Source organism: Olivibacter sp. LS-1 (assembly GCF_008245145.1).
GTDB classification, from domain to species: domain Bacteria; phylum Bacteroidota; class Bacteroidia; order Sphingobacteriales; family Sphingobacteriaceae; genus Olivibacter; species Olivibacter oleidegradans.
The window spans coordinates 5,350,255-5,371,192 of sequence record NZ_CP041643.1 but is presented as its reverse complement, the minus strand read 5'-3'; the positions used below and the strand labels follow the sequence as shown (position 1 = coordinate 5,371,192).

At 41.5% G+C, this 20,938-nt stretch carries 15 protein-coding genes; 12 read left to right on the top strand and 3 right to left on the bottom strand.

From position 1 onward, the window contains the following. Positions 1–168 precede the first annotated feature (168 nt). From FKG96_RS22285 to FKG96_RS22275, 3 genes are read left to right on the top strand one after another with little or no spacing between them, the layout of a single operon-like run. Positions 169–1,602: a TlpA disulfide reductase family protein gene (locus FKG96_RS22285; RefSeq protein ID WP_168204593.1), complete on the top strand. Its 1,434-nt coding sequence runs from the start codon at positions 169–171 to the stop codon at positions 1,600–1,602. Positions 1,603–1,656: 54 nt separating this feature from the next. Then, a complete protein-coding gene (locus FKG96_RS22280; protein ID WP_168204592.1) occupies positions 1,657–4,806 on the top strand; it encodes a SusC/RagA family TonB-linked outer membrane protein in 3,150 nt (1,049 codons plus the stop codon). Positions 4,807–4,817: 11 nt separating this feature from the next. Further along, on the top strand, positions 4,818–6,173 hold the full coding sequence (locus tag FKG96_RS22275; protein WP_168204591.1) for a RagB/SusD family nutrient uptake outer membrane protein: 1,356 nt from the start codon (positions 4,818–4,820) through the stop codon (positions 6,171–6,173). Positions 6,174–6,226: 53 nt separating this feature from the next. On the opposite strand, the gene FKG96_RS22270 is transcribed toward FKG96_RS22275, so the two are convergent. Together FKG96_RS22270 and FKG96_RS22265 are read right to left on the bottom strand one after the other, a co-directional pair. After that, positions 6,227–6,499, bottom strand: a complete 273-nt coding sequence (locus FKG96_RS22270; protein ID WP_149106126.1) for a hypothetical protein — start codon at positions 6,497–6,499, stop codon at positions 6,227–6,229. A gap of 140 nt (positions 6,500–6,639) precedes the next feature. Beyond that, on the bottom strand, positions 6,640–7,119 hold the full coding sequence (locus FKG96_RS22265) for a MauE/DoxX family redox-associated membrane protein (RefSeq protein ID WP_149106125.1): 480 nt from the start codon (positions 7,117–7,119) through the stop codon (positions 6,640–6,642). Between the two features lie 316 nt (positions 7,120–7,435). Here FKG96_RS22265 and FKG96_RS22260 point away from each other — a divergent pair, with 316 nt between their 5' ends. The 5 genes from FKG96_RS22260 to FKG96_RS22240 all read left to right on the top strand — a co-directional run bounded on the left by FKG96_RS22260 (position 7,436) and on the right by FKG96_RS22240 (position 15,459). Further along, positions 7,436–8,026 (top strand): RNA polymerase sigma factor, encoded by a 591-nt coding sequence (locus tag FKG96_RS22260; RefSeq protein WP_149106124.1) that lies wholly within the window; start codon positions 7,436–7,438, stop codon positions 8,024–8,026. Positions 8,027–8,141: 115 nt separating this feature from the next. Continuing rightward, on the top strand, positions 8,142–9,098 hold the full coding sequence (locus FKG96_RS22255) for a FecR family protein (RefSeq protein WP_149106123.1): 957 nt from the start codon (positions 8,142–8,144) through the stop codon (positions 9,096–9,098). A gap of 138 nt (positions 9,099–9,236) precedes the next feature. Next, complete coding sequence (locus FKG96_RS22250) at positions 9,237–12,788, top strand: SusC/RagA family TonB-linked outer membrane protein (RefSeq protein WP_149106122.1); 3,552 nt, start codon at positions 9,237–9,239, stop codon at positions 12,786–12,788. Between the two features lie 12 nt (positions 12,789–12,800). Beyond that, positions 12,801–14,555, top strand: a complete 1,755-nt coding sequence (locus FKG96_RS22245) for a RagB/SusD family nutrient uptake outer membrane protein (RefSeq protein ID WP_149106121.1) — start codon at positions 12,801–12,803, stop codon at positions 14,553–14,555. Between the two features lies 1 nt (position 14,556). Next, positions 14,557–15,459, top strand: coding sequence for a DUF6528 family protein (locus FKG96_RS22240; RefSeq protein WP_149106120.1), 903 nt, complete (start codon positions 14,557–14,559; stop codon positions 15,457–15,459). A gap of 79 nt (positions 15,460–15,538) precedes the next feature. Here the strand turns inward: FKG96_RS22240 and FKG96_RS22235 are convergent, their stop codons facing one another. Further along, positions 15,539–16,573 carry an AraC family transcriptional regulator gene (locus tag FKG96_RS22235; protein ID WP_149106119.1) on the bottom strand — a complete coding sequence of 345 codons (1,035 nt, stop codon included), beginning with the start codon at positions 16,571–16,573 and terminating at the stop codon, positions 15,539–15,541. Between the two features lie 500 nt (positions 16,574–17,073). On the opposite strand from FKG96_RS22235, the gene FKG96_RS22230 reads away from it, so the two are divergent. The 4 genes from FKG96_RS22230 to FKG96_RS22215 are packed head-to-tail and all read left to right on the top strand — an operon-like array spanning position 17,074 to position 20,512. Continuing rightward, positions 17,074–18,108 (top strand): hypothetical protein, encoded by a 1,035-nt coding sequence (locus FKG96_RS22230; protein ID WP_130856662.1) that lies wholly within the window; start codon positions 17,074–17,076, stop codon positions 18,106–18,108. Further along, a complete protein-coding gene (locus FKG96_RS22225; RefSeq protein WP_149106118.1) occupies positions 18,096–19,181 on the top strand; it encodes a sensor histidine kinase in 1,086 nt (361 codons plus the stop codon). Before FKG96_RS22230 ends, FKG96_RS22225 begins: the two co-directional genes overlap by 13 nt. Positions 19,182–19,183: 2 nt before the next feature. After that, complete coding sequence (locus tag FKG96_RS22220) at positions 19,184–19,918, top strand: LytTR family DNA-binding domain-containing protein (protein ID WP_149106117.1); 735 nt, start codon at positions 19,184–19,186, stop codon at positions 19,916–19,918. Then, on the top strand, positions 19,919–20,512 hold the full coding sequence (locus FKG96_RS22215) for a hypothetical protein (protein ID WP_149106116.1): 594 nt from the start codon (positions 19,919–19,921) through the stop codon (positions 20,510–20,512). It begins immediately after the preceding gene. Positions 20,513–20,938 lie beyond the last annotated feature (426 nt).

Sequence of the window (20,938 nt, the reverse complement as noted above, 5' to 3'; positions counted from 1 at the left end):
GAAAAAATCACCTGTAACTCGCGAGTTACAGGAAAATGGGGTTTGAGAAGTGTTGAGGGTGTTTTTTGGTGGTTTTTTACCACTAAAATTTGCATAAAAAAGTGCTGGAAATTCGCGTATAGATTTACTCGTTGCGGTAGAAATATCGACGGGAATAGGATTAAGGTGATGAGGTGGGGGAGACTGCAACGTCGTAAACTCCTCGCAGTGACGCATAGTGGCAAGGCCTCGCGCGTCCTTAAACCTTACACCTTATACCTTATAACCCTAAAGATCTTGTTCTGTGTTTGTTTGGCACACGCCCGGCAGTCCTCCTCCCCGGAGGCTGCCCACGGCGTGGCTTTATCCACGGATTCTATTAGGCCGTTACAAATCGGAGACACCATTCCGGAAGCCTTTTGGCAGATGCCTTTGCAAATGGTGAAAGCAGGGCAGGAGGGAAGTACTACGGTAACGCTTAATGATTATAGAAGCAAGCTCATTATTCTTGATTTTTGGGCTACGTGGTGCACTCCCTGTATAGCGATGATTCCTAAAATGGATTCCCTGCAAAAGACTTTTAGCAAGCAGGTGCAATTTATCTCCTGCTCATCTCAAAAGGAGGAACAGGTATTGCCTTTTATAGCCAAACTGGAACAGCGCTTAATGCAACAGTTCCATATACCATTAGTTAATGGTAAGAATTTCTTATACCGGGCTTTTCCACATGTTTACTTACCGCATTACGTTTGGATTTATAAAGGGCGGGTGCGGGCCATTACAGCCTTTCGGGAAGTAAATCAGTCTAATATCGAATCGGTATTGAATGGAAAAAACGTGAAGCTGCCGCTCAAGATCGATGAGAAACGGGTAAAGGTAGATTATGCCAAACCGCTTTTTATTGATGGTAATGGGGGAGCAGGTGACGAGTTGCAATATATTTCACAGCTGGCGAAGTATACACCGGGTATTTCGGGTTATCATTTAAAGATTGATTCGGTAAACGGTGATAAGATAACGCTTTCCAATATGCCGCTGTATAAAATTTACGCTTTTGCATACGGAGAAAGGTATGATTACATTGGCGATAACCGTGTTTTATTAAGGGTAAAAGAGTCCGAGCCGATCATGCCCGGAGAGGGGGAAAGCTTTAAGCAATGGCGTATGAAATATGCGTATTGCTATGAGCTGAAAGTTTCGCCTACGTTGAATAGCCGCTTTTACCGGATGATGCAAGCGGATTTAGCGCGTTTATTTCCACAGTACCGTGCACGTTTGAAGAAAAAGAAAATGCGCTGTTTAGCCCTGGTGCGCACATCCAACATAGATAAGTTGAAAGCAAAGTCTGGGCAAGGGTTGGAAAGTACCAAATTGGTCTATTCCATCAATAACGGGCCGCTATCAAACCTCATTGATGACCTTAATATTTTTTCTTTACAAATGTTGCCCACACCGGTGATTGATGAAACAGGGTACAGGGATTTCGTGACGCTCACCTTGGATTGCAACCTGTCCAAAGTGGACGAGCTGAACCGTGAGCTTGCCAAATATGATCTGGCCTTAAAAGAAGTGAAACGTAATATAAAAGTGCTGGAAATTAGTGACTCTGTTTTAAAACAATAAACCAAACCTATTACCATGAATGTGATGAAGATTTTTTTGATGTTATCATGTTGTATGATGACGAACACTTTGCTTTGGGCTCAAGTAGTTGTGCACGGCCTTGTGGAAGATGCCATCAATGGCAAGGCGATTGATCAGGCTTCTATCTGGCTAAGGGGCACTAGGCAAGGTACACGTACAGACGCAAACGGCTTTTTCAGGTTAGTAATAAACAACCAAGAGCGTATGCTTGTTATCTCGCATCTGGGCTATTTGGATCAGGTGATTGAGATAGGCGACGGTATGCAAGATACCCTGCGGGTTAAACTGGAACCGGCGATCAGTGAATTGGCTGCGGTGGAGATAAATACAGGTTATCAATTGCTTCCTAAGGAACGGGCCACGGGTTCTTTCGTGCAATTGGATAATAGCTTATTAAATAGACGGGTCAGTACAGACATCCTCAGTAGGATAGAGGATGTTACGCCGGGGCTTATTTTTGATCGCGGGCCAATTGCCAGCGGGAATCCACCTATTACCATCAGGGGGCAAAGTACCATCAATGCTAAAACGGAACCGCTGATTGTGATTGATAATTTCCCTTATGAAGGCGATTTTAATACAATTAATCCCAACGATGTAGAGAGCATTACAATATTAAAAGATGCAGCGGCGGCATCCATCTGGGGGGCCAGAGCCGGTAATGGGGTCATTGTCATCACGACGAAGAGAGGGGGGTTCAACCGCAAAACCAACGTTTCTTTTAATACCAATATAACGGTTGCGGCAAAGCCTGATCAGTTCTACCAGCCTAAAATTTCTACCGCAGATTATATTGAGGTGGAAAAATTGCTGTTCGCTCGTGGTTATTATACAGATGCGGAGCAATCGCTTAACAACTATGCATTGACGCCGGTGGTAGAGATGTTAATAGCGGGAGGCAAAGAGGCGGAGATAGAGCAGTTAAAGTGGCAGGATGTACGGAATGATTATGATCGTTTTCTTAACCGAAATGCTTTTAACCAGCAGTATGCCATTAACTTAAATGGGGGGAGTGAGAACCAGCGTTTTTACTTTTCTGTGGGTTATGACCGTAATCTGGAAACTTTGGTGGGCAATGCCTATCGTCGGGTTTCGCTGAATGCAAAAAATACCTACCTGTTTTTTGATAAACGTTTGGAGCTGACCTCGGATATCTATTTTTCGGAAAGTGGCAGGGAAACAAATGGCTTTTCATCGGTCAATATGACTTCTGCCTATGGCTCGCAGATCGATCTATATCCATATGCACGGCTTAGCGACGATCAAGGGAACCATTTGGCGGTTGTAAAGGATTATCGATCGTCTTTTGTTGATAATGCCCTGCGCGATGGTTTGTTGGATTGGCAATACCGACCGCTGGATGAACTGAGCTTTGCAGATAATAGTAGCCGCATCACTGACTATCGCATTAACAGCAACCTCAATTACAAGTTCTCGAAAGCAATTAGCCTATCGGCTTTTTATCAATATGCCAAAACGGCAACAGATCAGCGAAACTTACAGCCCCAAGAGGCTTATGCGGTTCGTAATTTGATCAATCGCTATTCTATCGTACGTACTGCCGGTGTAGAACGGCCCATTCCCCTAGGCGGGATTTTGGATCAGACAGCCAGCCAACAGAAAACGCACAGCTTGCGGCTCCAGTTGAATGCGGCACATAAATGGAATGATGCGCATGAAATAAACGGCCTTGCCGGTGTTGAAATGCGCGATCAGGGTACAGTCGTTGGCGTACACAGGCTTTATGGTTATAATGATGAATATGCAACGAGTGCTGCGGTGGATTATACGGGGAGCTATACCTCTTATGTGAATCCGGGCCAAACGAATCTCCGGATACCGAATGTGGATAGTCAGCGGGAATTGACCGATCGTTTTCTATCGTATTATAGCAATTTATCTTACACACTGCGAAATAAGTATACGCTCTCTGCAAGCGGCCGATTGGACCAGAGTAATTTGTTTGGCGTAGAAACAAATAATAAAGGGGTTCCGCTTTATTCCTTGGGTTTAAGTTGGTTGTTAAGTGATGAAGACTTTTATCGGTTTAAATCGGTTCCGTACTTAAAGTTACGGGCCACTTTTGGTTACAATGGAAATATCGATAAGTCTATGTCTGCCTTCGTAACGGCGCGATATAGCAGTAACGACCCGAATACCAGGTTGCCTTATGCAACCATTCTTAATCCGCCTAATCCTGATTTACGCTGGGAACGGGTACGTGTGGTGAACTTTGGTTTAGATTTTGGTAGCGGCAACAACCGCCTGAACGGTAGCATCGAATATTTTAAGAAGGATGGTATGGACTTGATTGGCGTGAGGCCTTATGCTCCATCATCAGGTATTGTTTCCTTTACCGGAAATTATGCGGATACGAAAGGCGATGGACTGGATCTGGTGATCAATGCGCAGATACTGGATAGGAAATTAAAGTGGGACAATAATTTATTGTTCAGTGTTATTGGAGAGAAGGTAACCAATTATAAACAGTCTTTTTCTGTAGCGTCCTATTTGGATGATTATATTATTGCACCGATGGAAGGTAGGCCACTTTCGGCGATTTATGCCTATCAATGGGCCGGTTTGGATGCATCAACGGGCGATCCTTTGGGTGTTCTGAATGGCGAGTCCAATCAAGACTACTCGGCAATCTTAGCTGCGGCTACTCCGCAGAACTTAGTTTATCTGGGCGCCGGTAGACCGCGCCTATTTGGTGCGTTCCGTAATACCTTCTCTTACGGTGCATGGAGTATTTCAGTCAATATTTCCTATCGGTTCAAATATTATTTTCGAAGGGCCTCTATTGACTACAATGCGCTGCTATTGGGTTATGGAGGACATGGAGATTATGAAAACAGATGGAGGCAGGCTGGAGATGAACAATTTACCCAAGTTCCTTCCATGCCGGATGAGCCGATCCAAAGCCGCAACACTTTTTACACAAACTCCGCAATTTTGGTAGATAAGGCAGACCATATTCGTTTGCAGGATATCAATTTAAGCTATCGGCTAACAAAGGCCACCATGCCTCGACTGCCTGTTAGCAGTGCTCAATTGTATGTATATGCCAATAATATCGGGATTCTATGGAAGGCAACGGATACGAAACTGGATCCGGATTATGCCAGGGTTGCCTCACCTCCAATGCGGACAATTGCTTTGGGTGTTAAAATTGATTTTTAATGAGTGAAATTATGGAAAGAATAATACGATTGCTCGCGGTTGCGATGCTCTTGAACACATCCTGTACCAAAGAATTTTTGGATAAAAAGCCAAACAAATCCTTAGTGGTGCCGTCTAGTCTGGAGAATTTTCAGGCGATTTTAGATAATAGTTTCAATGTATTTGGCGTGTCTCCTTTTATGAATCAGATAGCAGATGGCGATTTTTACGTGACGGAAAATGGCATTCCATCCCTGGCAAATTTGTCGCGAAATATTTATCTATGGCAAGACGATATTTATGAGGGAGCTACAAGTACGGATTGGAACAGGATGTACGAACAGGTTTTTTATGCCAATATCGTTTTAGAAGGCCTGGAAAAAATAAAAGGGAATCCCGATCAACGTTACATGGACAGATTGCGCGGTACCGCGCTCTTTTGCCGAGCCTATGCCTACTACAACTTGGCACAGGAGTTTACGCCTCCTTATCATGCGGAAAGGGCAGCTAGTGACTTAGGTTTGCCGCTTAGGACGAGTGCCGATGTAAATAGTCATCCAAACCGGGCATCTTTGCAAGATACTTACCAGCTGATGATCGATGATCTCCAACAGGCGGAACTTTTATTACCTATTACTGTTGAACCTAAAACGAGGCCAACAAAGGCGGCAGCGTGGGCTTTGCTAGCTCGGATAACCTTATCCATGGCTGATTATGAAACAGCGCTTCACGCTGCTGATAAGGCGCTGTCTTTTCAGAACGATCTAATGGATTTTAATACATTGGATACGGTAGCCGCAAGCCCTTTCCCATCCGGGCGTTCTGTTTATAATAAAGAGATTATCTATTACACAGACCGGATCACCAACACATTTTTTAATTCAGCGAATACCAGAGTTGTAGAAGATTTGTACGATCTATATGATGACAACGATTTAAGAAAGCTTATTTTCTTTAATAACGGACGGTTCAAAGGTTCTTATGGAGGAAGTGCTTTATTTATCTTTACCGGTTTGGCCACGGATGAACTATATCTCATCCGAGCGGAATGTTATGCAAGAACAGGGCGTACCGCGGAAGCACGAGATGATTTGACGCAATTGATGAGAACGAGATGGAAGAAGGATCGCATTTACAACGTTCCAACAGATTTGGATGAGGGCGAGGTCTTGCAAATGATCTTATCGGAAAGGCGCAAAGAGCTGCTTACGAGGGGAACCCGTTGGTCTGATCTCCGTAGGCTCAATCAGGAGGAAATGTTTAAGACTACCTTAAAGAGAAATTACCAAGGCGTAGAATATCTTTTAAGCCCGGGCGATCCTCGTTGTGTTTTTCCCATTGCAATGGATGAGCTCGAATTGGGTGGTATTGAACAAAATCCACGATAAAAAAACAGGGCTCTTCCTATTAGAGAGCCCTGCTGACAGTTATCGCTCGTTTGCTAATTCAAAGGAGTAAACTGCCCTGGTTCGATATTGGTAACCGGGGCAGTTGGGTTAGCACGGTGTCCAACGCAAGATTGATTGATTTCCATATCACAAAGATAGTCTGTACCCTCTTCCATACCTGCCAGGTCCTTCCATTGTGAGTCTGAAGAATCGAAATAAACGTTGGGCTCGTCTTGATTAACATTGGCAGCGTAAGCAACACCACCGGCAACCAAAGAACCTACTAACGCTAACGCATTCAGTTTTCTAAATACTTTTTTCATCATATTTAAATTTAACCGGTTAACATGTGCTGAATTCCTCAGGTACGAGCACATTACCTGCCCCTTCGATTTTCCAAGGCTCCTATCTTTGGGGTATGTCTCCATTTTGAATGTGCAGGGGAAGCCATCCCTGCTTTATCTCTTCAGGCAAGTTTGACGCTATCCTCCTTCCTGATCTGTTGATGAGGCTGTGCACCCCCTCTTCTTCGATCGGTTAGGTAGTGCAACCATAAAGCGATAACTGCCATGACTATAAATAGCATATTGAACCAAAATTGATCCCAGTAGCTGCTATTCTTCCAGAGTATGCCCCCACAGCTGCAAGGCACTCGATCAAACACCTCGTTTACACCTAACAGGACATAGATAGAGAACGAACTTAGGAGGGATAATCCAAGCCATAGGCCCACACGCCTGAAAGGTTTATAAATAAGGCAGCAAACGACGCCAAGCTCGATGGATGGAATCAACCACACCAGTATATCGGCCACAGTAATCGGAAACACCTGATTGCGCATTTCGCGTAAACTTTCCTGATAGTTTACCATTTTGCTAACCACGGCGTAGAAAAATAGCATGGCTAGCAGCGAGCTGAGTAGGTAAATGATCTTTTCTGTTTTCATAATCCTATCAATTGGTCTGAAAGTAAATTTAGCACAGCCTTCTTTTTTCAGCTTGTAACTTTCTTTGCAATTTGACTTGTAAATTTTCCATGATTCCAGGTGTTTTGGCTGATTCTATCACTTTCACGGCTTTTTTCGGCGCGTATTTTCTGTGTTTTCTTAAAAAATCCGATTCACCTTATGCTTGTACCGATACAAAACCTGTCAGAAAACCAATATATAACTGAGTCTTTTTTACCTGGTTGGAAATACAAGAATTAATATTTAGATAATATGCGAATGGTAGCTTTGCTGATACAAGATCAACTTATATCATATGTTTCCGAATGGGCTAAAAAATGCATCTGATAAGCAGTTATTGAACCAAATTGCGACCGGCAATGTCAAAGCTTTTAGACACTTGATGCTTACGTACGAGCCCCTTGTATTCAATTTTGTTTTTAAGCTGGTTAAGTCAGGCATGGTGGCAGAAGAGATTACGCAAGATGTATTTTTAAAAATATGGGAACGAGCGGCAGATTTTGCTCATGTAGAATCATTATCTGCATGGTTGTATACGATGGGTAGAAATCATGCTTATAATAAACTAAAAGAGCACGCTGCAAGACGATTGAGGGAACAGGACTATGCAGATAACCAAAAGCAGATTTGCGACTTGGAAGACCAGATTCACGAAAAAGAATTAAGCCTGCTCGTTCATGAACTTGTAGACCAATTGCCCCCGCAACGTAAGCTTATTTTTAAACTGAAAACCGAAAAAGGGATGACGGTGGATGAAATTGGTCAATTTCTGGATCTATCGCCTTATACCGTGAGAAATCAACTGACAAAATCTTACGGGAAAATAAGAAAACTGCTAACAGAACATGCCTGTTTTTTGTTGATTGGTCTTCTGATCAATAAATAATTCCAAATAGCGCTGCCAACCTAGCAGCTAACGTACTATTTCTTAATCAAAAGTTAATCAAAAATTAAAGTTGCTGCATGGTACAGTACCATGTTCAGCTTTGTCATACAAGCAAATGAACACAGATCGGCTAAATGAACTTTTTGCCAAATATATTGGCAATAGATTGAATGAGGAGGAGGAAATAGAGTTTTTCGAGCTTTTAGATAATCCGAATAATAAAGAGCGGTTTGAAAGCTTATTCGAAGCGTTATGGGAAACAGAACGGCAGACGAAGGATAAAACACTTACTGAAGAAAGCTTAAAGCGCATTGACCGTACGCTTAAAAAGCTTCCCCGTAAAAAACATACTTCTTATTTGCCGTGGTTTGCAGCGGCTTGCATGGCGCTGCTGCTAATGGCTACGTATGTTTTATATCAGTTTTACAGCGATTCGGAATGGGATGTTACTGTGCAGGCGCGGCATAACTTGGAATATGTTAGTCTGCCCGATGGGAGTCTGGTAATACTGAAAAAGGGGAGCGTATTGCGGTATCATGAGGCTTTTTCGGAAAAACGCACATTGCAAGTGGAGGGCGAAGCTTTTTTCGATGTTGTGTTGGATGCAAATCGCCCTTTTCTGGTGCAAACCAAGCATCTGACAACCCAAGTCTTAGGTACAGCATTCAGTGTCAATACCGTTGGAGATAATGAACATGTAATACTCTTGCGGGGGAAGGTGCGCGTAACATCATCAGATCATTCTGCTGTGCTTACACCGAATAGGCAAGCGGTTTATGTAAACAACACCCTGTGTGATTTTCCAATTGACGCCTCAGCTGCTACCGCATGGTCATCGGATAGTTTTCATATCGAAAATCAACCCCTGCTTCGTCTTACCAATATCTTAGGAGCCAGATTTGGAAAAGAGATCGTTTTTAAGGAGGAGAAAACGAAGAATTGCCTAATAACAACCACTTTTTCAATGAAAGATTCTTTTAAAAGTATTATGGATGTGATTAGCCTGGTGAATCATGTGGAATGGCGTATGCAAGGCAATAAAGTGTTAATTTATGGAAAAGGTTGTAATTAAAAAATGTAAAAATTTAAAAAGGAGAAGGATGGTAAAATAAAACAATAAAGAGAAAAAACAAGGTGTATCCTAGTTCGCGGCCAAGACACACCGAGCTAAAAAATAATCTGTAAAACTATTTTATTTAAAATCTAAAGTATGGAATATTTATTTCATTACCATAAAAAAATATTGAATTATCTAGCCTTAACGTCCATTTTGTATAAGCGATCGACACGGTATGGCGTAATAGGGATAACGTTCTTATTATCAATCTTGATGTATATCCCGGTACAGGCACAAACAATTAAAACAACCGAACTAACTATTGCCGGGCAAGACTTGCCGCTGATAGAAGTTTTTAGAGAAATAGAAAAGCGCACAGATTTTCAGTTTTCTTATAATGAAACAGACATCAAGGGATTGAAGGTCAATTTAGTAAATGAAAGGATGAGTGTAGAAAAAATCTTAACGCTTGCCTTACAGAATACGCCGCTGGTGTTTAAGGTGATTGACAATAAGATTGCGGTATATGAGGATAAAGAGAAGCGGAGTGGTTCTCCGGAATCGGTCAATAAACAAGAGGAAATGATGGTGGAGGGTATTGTAAATGATACGCTGAACAGACCCCTGTCAGGTGTAAGCATTACATTGCAATCGAATCCCAAGAAGGTGGTCAGCACTGATGAGAACGGGCTGTTCCGAATAAGCGTGCCATCTACGGGTACGTTGATTGCAAAGTCGATAGGGTATAAAACAACGGAGGTGCCTATCGCCGGTAACCAGCGTATCACGATCTCCCTGTTGGAAGACATGGCAGGCCTCGATGAGGTCGTAGTAGTTGGGTACGGTACGCAGAAAAAGATTAATTTGACGGGGGCGGTGGATAAAGTGGAGGCTGAACAATTGGAACGTTATAAATTAACTTCAATGGGTGAGGCTCTTCAGAGTCAAGTACCTAACCTGAATGTTAATATAAGCGACGGAAAGCCCGGGAGGGGTGCGTCCTTTAATATTCGCGGTACAACCTCTATTAATGGGGGCAGCCCGCTTATATTGCTGGATAACGTACCGATCTCTTCTTTTGAGTTTAATAATATTTCGCCACAGGATATAGATAATATTTCCTTTTTGAAGGATGCTTCTTCCGCAGCTATTTATGGCGCACGTGCGGCTTACGGCGTTATTCTCGTACAAAGTAAACAGGGGATAGCCGGGAAAACAGAGATTAGTTACAATAATAATTTTAAATGGGGAAAGGCTACCCGTGTTCCTAAAGTATATACAGGCTTAGATTATACTAAAATACAGGAAGAAGAATTTAACGGAAATATCGGTCAAACATACTTCACCGAACCACAGGTAGAATATCCTTTTTTAGTGAATGCTGATCCTACCTTGCCTTTATATGACTTGCAGAATATTGGCGGGAAAGCCACGCTTCTTCTGGGTGGGCCTGTCATCAATTACTATGAAGAATGGTTTCGGAAATATTCACCGGAACAGAATCATCATCTAAGTGTGCGAGGTGGCACCAACAAATTTAAATATTATGTTTCGGGCGATTATAACTATGAAGAGGGAAATCTGAAGTTCAAACCCGAAAAAATTAATCGCTATAATTTGCGATCAAACACGACCTATCAGTTTAGTGATAAGGTGAGTGTGTTTACGAAAAGCTCCGCTACTTTGAGACGTGACGATATCCCAAACACCTACTTATATGGCTTTAGTTCTAATCCTTGGCGTTTTATCGATAATACCAATCCGCTACTGCCGGAATACATTGACATAAATGGCGAAAAAATTCCAACCGATATTGGTTTCTATAAGGAATTCATCCAGAACCAATCGGAATATAAAACGAATACGAGTAGTTTTTTGAACCAGATCGGCACGGATATATCCTTGCTCAACAAAAGTTTGACCTTGCATGCAGACGCCTCTTATATGTATTACCATTGGTATAGAAATCGTTGGTGGGATAATACAGGCCCGTACCTATCGCACTCATTCAATAATCGGAATATTGTATTGTCTCATTATGCAGATGCGGGTCCGTCTAAAATTTATAAAAGTAATACGGAAGCAGAAACCTTCAATGTAAACGCATATGCCAATTACAAAAAAGCAATCGGTTTGCATGAGATTGACTTGACCGGGGGGATGACTTTTGAAAGATATAGCGAGCATTACGAAACGGTAGAGCGCCAAAATCCAATATTGGGAATCGATGAGCATTCTTTAAACTTGGCTACCGGAATTTTCAATGCCAGTGATACCGACGATGGTTATGCAAACAGAAGTATATTTCTGAGAGGGAATTACCAATTTAATAATCGGTACCTGTTAGAGGTTAACGGTATGCATAACTATACGTCCAAATTCAGGAAGGATATGAGAGGTGCTTATTTTGGGTCTTTTTCTATGGGATGGCGTGTATCGGAAGAGGGATTTTTCGAATCGCTAAAACCGTTCGTCAATGAGTTTAAATTGCGGGGGTCTTTTGGTTCGTTGGGGAACCAAAATATAGGCTCTTTTGACTACCTGTCTATTTTGTCCCTGAGCCAATCTACCTATATGTTGAATGGCGAGAGGTATGCCTACACGAGTTCTCCTGCACCCATCTCACAAAATTTTACCTGGGAAACTTCGAAAACCATTGATTTAGGAGCCGATATACAATTGCTTAATAGCAAGCTTGCTGTCGTATTTGATTATTATCAGCGCAATACAGACAACATGCTGGCGCCGATCTATTCACTTCCTTCGGTATTTGGCGCAGCGGTACCCAAAGAAAATATTGCATCCTTGAGAAATAGGGGCTGGGAACTTACCTTGTCTTGGAAGGATAAGATCGGCAGCGCTAAACCTTTCTTTTATGATATACGGTTTAATCTTTCTGACTATAAAGCGGTTATCACGGATTATTACAACCCTACTAACTACTTAGGTGACTACTACGTCGGACAGGAAATCGGTGAGATTTGGGGCTTAAATACGTTGGGTCTTTTTCAATCAGATGAGGAAGCCAAGAATAGCCCGCTATTGCAAACCAGCAGCTATAGACAGTTTGTTGGTGCTGGTAATATAAAGTTTGAAGATAGTAATAATGATGGCGTAATTAATCGTGGCGACTGGACCTTGGCCAATCATGGTGATTATCGGATCATTGGAAATACGACGCCGCGATATTTATATGGCATTAATTTGAACTTCGCCTACCAAGGGTTTGATCTGAGTGCTTTTTTTAACGGGGTGGGTAAAAGGGATATTTATCCAACGGCCGAAACGGCTAATTTCTGGAGCTCGTATAACCGGAAATACCAAGTATTATTGGAACATGTAGTGGAAAACCGGTGGACGCCTGAAAATCCAAATGCTTATTTCCCTAAACCGCAGGGTTATGTTGCCTTAGGTAACAATGATTTGGGTGTTCCGCAGACCCGGTATTTACAGGATGCATCTTATCTGCGGTTGAAGAATCTGATCATCGGATATTCCTTTCCAACGCATCTTTTTAAGAACAGCATTAAATATTTACGGCTTTATCTGGCTGGAACGAACTTGTTTGAATTGACCAATTTGCACGAGACGCTTGACCCGGAAGGCTTGCAGAAAGATCCGGATGCAAATGAAGCCAGTGTGGGGTTGGGTACGGCGTATCCCATTCAGCGAACCTATTCTTTTGGTCTTGAACTTAAATTTTAAAGCAAAATAACTATGAAAGTGATATATAAGATAGCCTGCTTGACGTTTTCGGCATGGAGCCTTTTGGGTTGCGAAAGCGCATTTGATATAACACCTGAAACGCAGATAGCCGAATCTCCTGCTATTTTTGAAAATGAAGCCGGACTGCAGACTTTTTCTAATGGTTTTTACAACTCCTTGGATTTTAATAGTATCAAAGACGATAAGTTCAGCGATAATATGGAGCATATTGCTAGTCCACCTACGATACGGACCGCTTTATACACGCTTCCTACGGCTTTAGGTAGCGGTGGCTGGAGTTGGACAGAGCTTCGAAACCTCAACTATTTTATAACGAACGTTGAACAGTATACTAAAGATGAGGAGTTAAAGAATAGGTATCTTGGCCTAGCGAAATTTTTTAGAGCTTGGTTTTATTTTAAAAAGGTAAAAACCTTTGGAGATGTGCCACTGTACACCAAGGTTTTAGGTACAAATGATGAGGATCTGTATAAAGGTCGTGATGAGAGGACGGTGGTGATGGATCACGTATTGAGTGATTTAAATTTTGCGATCGAGCATCTGCCGGCAGAAAAAAATAAGAACAGGATCTCGAAATGGACCGCCCTGGCGCTAAAATCTAGAATTTCGCTTTTTGAAGGATCATGGCGTAAATACCATTCAGCAGAAAATTTACCGGATGCAGACAAATGGTTGGAGGAGTGTGCTGCTGCTGCAAAAGAACTCATGGACGCAAATGTATATAATATCTATACAACTGCCGCACCGGAGACGGATTATGCGGCAATGTTTCAAGCCGCCGAAGCCAACCCTGATGAAGTAATACTTGCTAGGTCTGCCAGCCAGATCTATTTTTACTATACGCCGGAGTTTACCTCTACTTCTAATGGAAATTACGGTGCCACACATTCTTTAATAAGTGACTATACAACCATCGAGGGCGATTCGTACTATACTTCGCGTGGAGGTGATATTATGAAGGTTGAATATTTTGATGAATTTCAAAATCGCGATTTGAGATTAAAGCAATCAGTGGTGTACCCTGGTTATGTACGGATTGGTACGTCCTCTAAATCGGTAAATGACTTCGCGCAGAATAGAACGGGGTATCAAGTGACGAAACGTGTGGGCCCTCCTTTGGAAGATCAGGGAAACGATAGCAGAGACGCGATTTTGATTCGTTATGCGGAAGTGCTGCTGAATTACGCAGAGGCGCGGGCAATATTAGGACGATTAACACAAAGTGATTTGGACCTAACAGTGAATAGGCTGCGGGAGAGGGCCGGAGTGATGAAGAAAATGACCTTGCCGCTTTTGACTGATGCGCTACAGCTTAATAGATATAAAAGAACAACTGACCCAAATGTGTTGGAGATATGTCGTGAAAGAAGAGTGGAGTTGGCTTTTGAAGGTTTTAGGCGCGATGATCTCATTAGATGGAACGAGGGCCATCTGTTCCGCTCTGAATACCAGGGTATTTATATTAAAGGGTTTAACCAGCTGATCGATTTGGATCGGGATGGTAAGTACGATTTATATGTGGTGAATAGCACGGATCCATTGCCTACGGATCGGGTAAGTGGTGTGCAATATTTTAAATTGTCCAGTGTAAATGGCCTTTCGGAAGGCAATTCGGGAAGGCTGACGCCCTATAACATTACTAAAAAGAACTTCGAAGATTGGGAGTATCTTAGTCCTATTCCGCAAGAAGAAATTACGTTGAACACGAACCTGACACAAAATCCCGGATGGGACAAAATACAATAGCATGCATAAATTAATTGTTTTGTTTTTACTGATTACGGTATTTCAAAGTGCGTTTGCGCAAGGTGATAACGTTAAACCTGAATCAGGCGATTTGGTAGCCTGCGGGGAAGATCAGGTATTTATCTTAGCGAAAAAGGATGCTTATAAAGGCCAAGTGAACTATCGATGGAAATGGAAAGTGAGTGACGCCGGAAAGCAACTCCCTCAGGATTATCAGCAACTACTTAGTACATTGGACGACTGTAAACCGGTGGACAATGGTACTAAGTTGCTCTTAACAGCTTCCAGCGGGGCAACCATATTGCTCGATATTGCTACCAAGAAAGTGCTTTTTTATGCTAAAACACCAATGGCTCACTCCGCTGACTTGTTGCCGGGAGGGCGTATTGCCGTGGCTAATTCTACGCATCAAAAAGGCAACAGCCTGGAGGTATATGATATCAGATATCCGGAAAAGGTGCTTTACAGAGATAGTCTATATTCAGGACATGGGGTTGTTTGGAATTTAGCAAGCAAGCAAGTGTTGGCACTCGGCTTTGATGAATTAAGGATTTATGAGTTGGTAAATTGGACTGGTAACAAACCTAAATTGACTTTATTGAAAACGTACAAATTGCCCGATGAAGGCGGACATGAATTGAGTAGCATAAATAATACGCAATTTTTGATTTCAACGCATCATGGCGTGTGGACATTTGATCTTCGGAAGGAGTCTTTTGAACCTTTTACTCCACTGGCAAAGCGCGTCAATATCAAATCTGCTAATTATCATAATGAGTCTAAGGCGTTGATATACACGATTGCAGAAGAAAGCTGGTGGACTTTTAATATTTACGGTGAGAACCCAACATTCAAGCTTCATATTCCGTCAGTTAAATTGTATAAGGTACGAGTTGTTCGCTAGATTGAGATAAAATGCCAGTCGTTATCACTGGCATTTTAATCAATACTTAATTTAAGGATGCTGAACATTTTATTATACTTTATTTTTTGTGATACCTGAAGTATAAAATACTAGGTAGGATACCAAATTCTTTCTTAAAAGCTCGAGTAAATGCTGCGCCGTCGTAGAATAGCAAATCTAAAGCAACTGCAGTAGGAGTGATGCCTTCCTCCACAATCTGTCTGTATCCTTCTGCCAATTTTGTTCGGGTAATATAACGCTGCAAATTCTCATGATAATGACGTCGGTGCACTTGGTTTAAGTAATTTGTGGTTAATTGGTGATTATGTGCCAGTTCTTCTACGGTAAATGCAACACTTTCTTTTATATTCTCCTGCACTTGTTGTCTTATTTGTTGCAGCTTTAATATGAGCTTGTTCTGTGATTGGTATTCTTCACTGTATTCTTGCCGGGCAAGTGTTATCAGTTGTAACAAGATGGGAGGGACATACCTTTCCAGTGAGAGCTCATTTTGCCTTGGCAAACGAAACAACCTGTAAAGATAAAGCTTTGCTTTGGCGCTGAGCGGAATGCTAATGGTGCTTCCAAATTTTTCCGGTTTATAGGTTAACTTGAAGAGAAGATCTTTTAGAAAGGATAAGGAGTTATCCTGAAAATGCAAAAGCAAGGATCGATCGATAATAAAATAAAAGGTGAGATACCGTTTTTCTTTTTTATAATAGGCTTGGTGATGCCCTGCCGGAAGATGGCTAATCTGATAATGTTGTTCCTTCATACGTAAGATAGCTGCTTTTTTCTGATCAATCCACAACCTTGTATTACCTTTTAATTGATAAAAAAAATACAAGTCATCATGGGTATAAATAAAATTCACGGTTAACTCCATGGAAGGAACAATCTCAGAAAGGTATATATAAGTGTCTTTGGTCTGGCAATATTGTTCAATGACGGTAAACTTTGGATGTTGCCAGTGCCTGCAATGTCCATAACGTAAGCGATAGGTAGTGTTTTTTGGTAAGTTATAGGATAGTTGGACGGGATCGGAGATGTATGGAAATTCAATCCCTACGCGGGGTTTAAGGGGCTGTTGTGTTTTTGATAAAGATGCTTTCATATATGCGATTTATTGGTAATAAGACGAATAAACGCAGGAAAAGATGATGAATCAAGTGACGGGGGTGACAATCCGTTTATGCCTTAAGAAGTCAACTGGCCGAGGGTAACCTAGAGGGCTTTATTTAGGTGACATAAGGTGTATTCTCTAATGGAAATCTTTGTAAAAATGCAATTTCGGTACCCGTAAAAGTAATTACGGCCGATTTATTTAGATTTTTACGGAAAAAATTAGATGTTTGAACCGTGATCACCAAAATCTCATAGCTATTGAGTAGGTTAATACCGATGCCTTCGATAAAATCGGTACTTAAATTAAACAATAGATAAAATGTTAAAACCGTTGATTTTACCTGAACAAGCCCTAGGATTCTCCGATCTGTGTTTTCGCTATGGAATCATGAATTTGATTGACGATTGTGAGTATTGGGATCTTTAATTTTTTCAAGCACTGCCCGACCCTAAGGGCAGTGTTTTTATAAACCATTTATGTAAATAATCATGTTAAACAATTATGAAAATAAATTAATCAGCCTGAAGCAGCGGCTGGCGAAGTCATCATGGAAATGCCATCCGCAGATGCTGAATACTTATGCTTTCTTCAGTGCTAATCTAACGCATTTTATGCCTGGCGTTCCGGCTACTTTGCATCAGAAATGGTTTAGTGAAGCCATTTTAAATAGGCAATGGAACAGACTTGATGAATCATTTTTTAACGATGAACACCCTTTTATAATTCAAGGATGGGATGAGGTATACCTAGAACGGTTAAGGAAACGACCCGGATTGATCTGCACGTTTCATACGGGGTCTTACCGGCTAATTAATTATTTACTATACAGATCACAAATTCCTTTAGCGTTGCTGATAGGCGATTATGCATATCGCGAGCAAAGGCAATTCTTTGATAAGATCAAAGAAGGAATGCGTTCTACTTCAAGAAAAACTGCCTTTTCAACATTAAATGCAACAGATCCAAAGGTGGCGTTTAAAATGAAGCGTGCGCTTGAACAGGGATCGAATGTTTTAACGTATTTGGATGGGTACCAAGGAGCGCAGGCTATAACGGGTGTCAATACCGTGCGCACACCATTTTTGGCACAGCATCAATTGCTTCGGAAAGGTTTGCCTTACCTCGCCTACAAACTGGATGTGCCGATTTATACGCTTTGCTGTTTCCGTGAAGCAGACAAGAGTCTCCGCTATATATGGCTCGGCCCTTTTGAAAAAAAAGAGATGACATTGCCGGATTTTATTGAGTACACCTTGTATAAAATCTACAGTGGTTTTGCTTCTTACTTACAACATTATCCGGCACAATGGCAAAACTGGTCGAGCTTACACCTCTATGCCAATAGAAATGATTTCTTTGTGCCCGCAAAAAAACAACCGGAAAGTAGAAGAGAACCTCAGGAGATGCTGCATGCTTTGCTAGCCCTTGGTAATGATTTCTTTCTATTGGATAAGCTAACCTATAAGGCCTATCAAATCCCTCAATCTCAGTTTAACGTTTTGCATCAACAATGGTACAATTAACACGATTTAAACTATCGCCCGGTCAACAAAAGCTACTGGGCATCCAAGCAGCTTGTTGGTTACTTTATTTCGGTATCGTGTACATCGGCACCCGATTAAATTTTCCGCAACAACGTGTCGGTACGCTTATTGGAATTTTTGTTCTAAAAGTGATTGTATTTTACCTTTTGCTAGGGATCCTATTTCTGGTATTCAATAAGAAGCATTGGTATAAAGGATTACTGCTATTGCTAATATTTTATTTTTTGGCAGCACCAGGTGCATATTTATATCTCTACAAGTTGATGGTTCATTTGGGCTTTAAGGTAAATCAAAAGGTGCCTCCACTAGATTGGAGTTTTCTAGGGCGCATGGCAAAGCACTATATTTTATTGGTCATTTTTGCTGTGGGGCTTTTTGTTTTTTTGAAATACCGCGCATACAAAAATAAGCAAATAGAAATGGCCATTATTGAATATAAGACAAAGATGTATGCAGCGTTGATGGCGAAAGAACTAGAAAAGCTAAAATACGACGTATTAGCGAAGCAAGCTGATCCGCACTTTGTGCATAATATTTTTAATTTATTCTTCGGAGAATTACTTAAATATTCGCCTCGCTGGGCCCAGCTAATGGCATCATTCTCTGGCCTAACGCGCTATACGTTTACACATGCGTCTCAAGGTACCCGCAAAATTGTCGTATCGAAAGAGTGGCAGCAAGTAGAAGCCGCTCTTGCTTTGCAACAAGCCCGTTTTCCGGAAATTCCAATCCTGAAACCCGAAGTGCAAGGAGCGTTTGCCGGCCAGCGTGTATTGCCCATGGCCTTCATTACACCCTTGGAAAATGCGTTTAAGTATGGGGATTTTACAGGCGACGGAGATGCGCTTTACATAAAATTACTTTTGACAGATGACCTGGTTGAATTTACCTGTAGGAACCGCTTTGATCGGCGGTCAAGACCGGTCACTTCAAGTGGAACAGGTTTGTCAAACTTAAGGAGAAGGTTGGAGATCGTATTTAAAAATGAATTTCAATTAACGGTGGCGGAAGAAGAAGCATATTTTACCGTAAAAATTAGCATTAACCAATAAATATGATAAACGAATACTCAATTAAGCAAGTCTTTAACTGCATGGTAGTAGATGATGAGCAGGCTTCTGTGACCATTGTTAAGAATTACATTAGCGCAATACCAAACTTAAATTTGGTTTGTTCAACAACGAACCCCGAGGAAGTACCTGTTTTATTGGAAAGGCATAAAATTGATTTACTCTTTTTAGATATTCACATGAAAGGGAAAGATGGTTGGGCTGTTAGGCGGATAGTGGAGCCGGATATTCATGTAGTATTCTGTTCAGCGGACAATCGCTTAGGTAGCGAGGTCTTTGATGTGGATGGAGTGGATTATCTGGTAAAGCCATTTACGTTCGATCGTTTCAGTAAGGCGGTAGAACGGGTGATTAATCGGAGTAATGGGCTGCAATATAGTGGTGAGGCGGACGATTTAGATGCAGTCATTTCTGTGAAAACAGGTAAAAGTAAAAAGGATATTATTGAATTAGTTGATATCGATTATATCACCACAAATTATAAACGGGTGCAGATTCACACCATAAACGGGGTGATTACAGTAGACCATACATTAAGTGAGTTGATGCAGCGTCTTTCATCGCCGCGTTTTATTCAAGTAAGCAAATCGACCATCGTAGCCCGTAACCGTATCGCTACTGTACAGGCGAAGTGCGTGATACTGAAAGGTAAAAATAAAACCGTTTTATCTGTAGGGGCGAAGTTTAAAGCGAACGTGCAAGCTTTATATCCGTCATAAATGAGAAGTGGCATGAATGATTGGCGGGAAAGGTTGAAGCGTATAGAAAAACTTTTGGCTTATTTCAAGGAGGAGAAATTATCGGAACATTGGCAAAAGGACGACTTGCTGCGATTACAAGACGCTTTTAAGTTATTGCTTACGGAAATACAGCAGTATTTTGGCGATATGCAACAGGAGTTACTTTCGCGTAGTGAGCTGATTGACCTCTGGGATGAAGAGAAGTTGCACATTCCACTTACCAAGAAGTTGTTTGGAATGGATCATTACCGCTTTTATAAGGAAGTGTGGGATGAACTAAATGCGGTATTATCGGTACAGAAAGAGACAGAGGATTTATATTTTCGAGTGTCTATCTCAGCGATGCAATTACTTTTCTTGATTCATCTGATGCACGAGGCACGTATTGTTGAAACACCTAAGAAAGGCAACTTATTCCGGTTTATTAGTAAGCATATTGGCACGCTGCAGCATGAAGAGTTATCGTACGAAAGCCTGCGGAAAAAGTACCATACTGCTGATCGCAATACCATTATAAAGGTAAGGCGCTTACTGATGGACCTAGTTAATCTGATTAATAACCACCACCTCTAACATTCGTGTTTAAGAGATAGAGCATCTGCCTTTGGTCTAGGAAATCCATGAGTTCATTAAACCAGGGAATAGTGTAAACAGGATTGTGTGCTATGTCCTGATGGCCAAGATCTATGATATTTTGTAGGGTATAGAGCTTTTGCCGCTTGCAGATGTCTTGGAAATTTTTGCTAAATCCCAAAGTGTATATTTTTTGGGATAGGAGGTCTTGAGTATTGATAATTGCTGCCATGTTAATAATGCAACGGGCCGTACATTCAGCACCTCTGGGGTCTCAAACCCATTGCACATGAACAAACTGACACCCGCGCATTGGCGGGCGATCAGTCTATTTACCATGTGCATTCAATAATTTGAGACTTCGAGGTGCTTGGTGAAATAGCTGTCGCTAAATAATTTATATGTTAAATATTCCTTTTTATATCA